We start from the raw sequence: 2577 nt of genomic DNA, 5'->3' as shown, positions 1-2577 counted from the left end.
GGCCGCCCGCTTTGCTGTGCCCCGGCGCTTGCGTTCGGTCTACATATACGTATATGATATACGTATACATATACCGGCCGATCGAAGGAGGCTAAGATGCCGTCATGCCGAACAAGACGATCTACGTTTCCGACAGGGACCTGCCGCTCTACACCCGGGCGCAGGAGCTCGCCGGCGGCAACCTCTCGCAGGCGATCGTCAAAGCGCTGCGGCGCTATGTCGAGGCCGAAGAAGGCCGCCTGGAGGGCTATGACGAGATCACCGTGAAAGTCGGCATCGGCCCCGCCCGCAAGCGCAGACGGCAGCGCTTCACCGGCGTCAAGCTCGGCGAATGGGGCTGGTCGGACGACAAGCGCGCCCTGATCTACCGCGTCTACCGCTCCAAGTCCGGCAAGTACGTGGTCCACACCGAGCGCACGCCGGACTCCAAGCACGACACGAGCGAGGCCGGATGGAAGAAGGCGCTCGGCCTGGGCGAGCAGACCTGGGTGGTCGGCCCCGAGGAGGGCACGCTCGAAGTCCTCGACACCCTCGAGGAGCTCAAGGAGAAGATCCCGGCCGAGCTCTACGAGATGGTCGCCGCCACCGCCGAGACCCCTCCCGTCGAGGACCTCGACATCTAGGTCCACGCACCTGAACCTCCCACCGGCCCGCGCCGGTAGTCGAGGCTGCGATCCGAACGCATCCGAAGCGCTCGATCGCCGTGCCCATCGACTGTCCACAATGTACTGACCAACGTACCGACCATCGACGAGTAGGACACGGCGTGTTCGAGCTCGGACTGCTGTTCACCCTTTTTCGGCCCACGAGACGAGGAACCATGACCACGTCGAAACCCCTGGCCATCGAGGCCCGCGGCCTCAGGAAGTCCTACGGCGACAAGACCGTCCTCGACGGCATCGACATCGCCGTACCCGAAGGCACCGTCTTCGCTCTGCTGGGGCCCAACGGCGCCGGCAAGACCACTACCGTCAACGTCCTGTCCACCCTCATCGGCGCCGACGCCGGCGAGGCGCGGGTCGGCGGCCACCGCCTGGACCGCGAACCGGACCTGGTGCGGCAGGCCATCGGCGTCACCGGCCAGTTCGCCGCCGTCGACAACCTGCTCAACGGCGCCGAGAACCTCCGCCTGATGGGGCGCCTGCACCACCTGGGCCGGAGGGAGACCCGGCGACGCGCGGCCGAACTGCTCGAGCAGTTCGAGCTCACCGAGGCCGCCTCCCGGCTGCCGTCGACCTACTCGGGCGGCATGCGGCGCCGACTCGACCTGGCGATGAGCCTCATGGGCGACCCGCGTGTCATCTTCCTCGACGAGCCCACCACCGGACTCGACCCGCGGAGTCGCCGGACCATGTGGACGATCATCCGCGAGCTCGTCGCCGGGGGCGTCTCGATCCTGCTGACCACGCAGTACCTGGAGGAGGCCGACCAGCTCGCCGACCGCATCGCCGTCCTCGACGGCGGCCGGATCGTCGCCGAGGGCACCTCCGAGGAACTCAAGCGGCTCATCCCCGGCGGCCATATCAGCCTGCGGCTGCACCGGGCCGACCAGATCGAGCGGGCCGCGGACCTCCTCGACGCCACCGGCTCCGATCCCGCGCAGCTGACCGTCCAGGTCCCCGGCGACGGCTCCATCGCCTCCCTGCGGTCGCTGATCGAAGCGCTCGACCGCGAGTCCATCGAGGTCGACGACCTCACCGTCCACACCCCCGACCTCGACGACGTCTTCCTCGCCCTCACCGGGCGGACCGAGAACCAGAAGGAGGCCGCACGATGAGCAGCCTGTCCTACGCCCTGACCGACTCGGCGACGATGCTGCGCCGCCAGCTCAAGCACATCGCCCGCTACCCGTCCCTGACGGGCATGATCATCGGCATGCCGGTGGTGTTCCTGCTGCTGTTCGTCTACGTCTTCGGCGGGACGCTCGGCGACGGCCTCGGCGCCCCCTCCGGCGGCCGGGAGGCCTACCTCGCCTACGTGACCCCCGGCATCCTCATGATGACGATCGCCGGGGCCGTCCAGGGCACCGCGATCTCGGTCGCGATGGACATGACCGAGGGCATCGTCGACCGATTCCGCACCATGGCGATCGCCCGGGTCTCGGTCCTGACCGGGCACGTGCTCGGGAGCCTGATCCAGATCATGCTCGGCCTGGCCGTCGTGCTCGGGATCGCGATCGCGATCGGCTACCGGCCCGAGGCCGGCCCCGCCGAGTGGTTCGCCCTGGCCGGCGTGACGGCACTGGTCGGCGTCGCGCTCACATGGCTGACCGTCGCCGCGGGGTTGACCGCGAAGAGCGTCGAGACCGCGAGCAACGCCCCCATGCCGCTGCTGCTCCTGCCGTTCATCGGCTCGGGATTCGTGCCGACCGAGTCGATGCCCGGCGCGATGCAGTGGTTCGCCGACTACCAGCCGTTCACGCCGTGGATCGAGGTCACGCGAGGCCTGCTCGACGGCACCGGCGCCACCGGGTCCGACGTAGCCCTGACCGTCGCCTGGGCGCTCGCCCTCGCACTGTTCGGCTACCTGGCCGCGCGGGCGAAGTTCGACCAGCGCTAGGCCGCGAAGGCGACCGGG

General features: G+C 69.0%; 3 protein-coding genes. All 3 read left to right on the top strand.

Annotated features, from left to right (window positions below):
• Nucleotides 1–104: 104 nt before the first annotated feature.
• The 3 genes from ACYVK3_RS08395 (at nt 105) to ACYVK3_RS08385 (ending at nt 2559) form a co-directional block, all read left to right on the top strand.
• A complete protein-coding gene (locus ACYVK3_RS08395) occupies nt 105–623 on the top strand; it encodes an EXLDI protein (protein ID WP_460496823.1) in 519 nt (172 codons plus the stop codon).
• Nucleotides 624–820: 197 nt separating this feature from the next.
• A complete protein-coding gene (locus tag ACYVK3_RS08390) occupies nt 821–1777 on the top strand; it encodes an ATP-binding cassette domain-containing protein (RefSeq protein ID WP_460496822.1) in 957 nt (318 codons plus the stop codon).
• Nucleotides 1774–2559: an ABC transporter permease gene (locus tag ACYVK3_RS08385; protein WP_460496821.1), complete on the top strand. Its 786-nt coding sequence runs from the start codon at nt 1774–1776 to the stop codon at nt 2557–2559. The genes ACYVK3_RS08390 and ACYVK3_RS08385 overlap by 4 nt, the downstream gene beginning before the upstream one ends.
• Nucleotides 2560–2577 lie beyond the last annotated feature (18 nt).

Source organism: Glycomyces tarimensis, assembly GCF_054776215.1.
Note: the sequence above shows the minus strand (reverse complement) of the source record. Positions and strands in the feature narration are given on the sequence as shown.